This is a genomic window from Dietzia sp. CW19 (assembly GCF_014145265.1).
Taxonomy (GTDB): Bacteria; Actinomycetota; Actinomycetes; order Mycobacteriales; family Mycobacteriaceae; genus Dietzia; species Dietzia natronolimnaea.
On record NZ_JAALEE010000463.1, the window covers coordinates 1 to 691 of the forward strand.

Genomic DNA, 691 nt, shown 5'->3' on the forward strand with positions numbered 1-691 from the left:
TGAACAGGTCCACCAGGATCCCGATGTCCACCCCGTACGCACCGGCGAAGGGGATCGACTCGAGAGCCTGTCGCGTCCCGGCGTACTCGCCGGCCAGCGGCTGCACGAACCCGGCCAGGGCGGGCCAGTGGGCGGCCAACAGCGGTCGGGCGACGAGCTCGGTCACCCGGCCGCCACCCGCGGGCAGGACGGTTCGCCCGTCGTCGAGCGGACGCTCGTAGGCGCCCTTACAGAACACCACCCCGGGCTCGGTGAGCAGTGGTCCCAGCAGTCCGGTCGCGAACGCGGGGTCGAACTCGCGCAGGTCGGAATCGAGGAAGACGACGACATCACCGTCGGTGGCGGCGAGGGATTTCCACAGCGCCTCGCCCTTGCCCGGGACGTCCCCCAGCGCGGGCAACACGTCCCCCTGCGCCACCACTCGGGCGCCGGCCGCGCGGGCCACCTCCGCGGTGCCGTCGACGCTGTGGGAGTCGATCACCACCAGCTCGTCGATGAGCGGCACCCGCTCGACCAGTTCGGACCGAAGCGCTGCGACGATCACGCCGACCGTCGACTCCTCGTTCCGGGCGGGTAGCACGACGGACACCCGCCGACCGGCTTTGGCCGCGACCAGGTCCTCCGAGCGGAAGTCTCCGGCCAGGTAGGTGCGTCGCACGGACCAGTCGCGGATCGGGTCGACCCGATCCGC

General features: G+C 71.9%; 1 protein-coding gene. It reads right to left on the minus strand.

All coding sequences use genetic code 11. The features are described 5' to 3' along the window. Positions 1–691 (minus strand): glucosyl-3-phosphoglycerate synthase (locus tag G6021_RS13370; protein WP_206682667.1); only part of this gene is annotated, 691 nt, incomplete at both ends.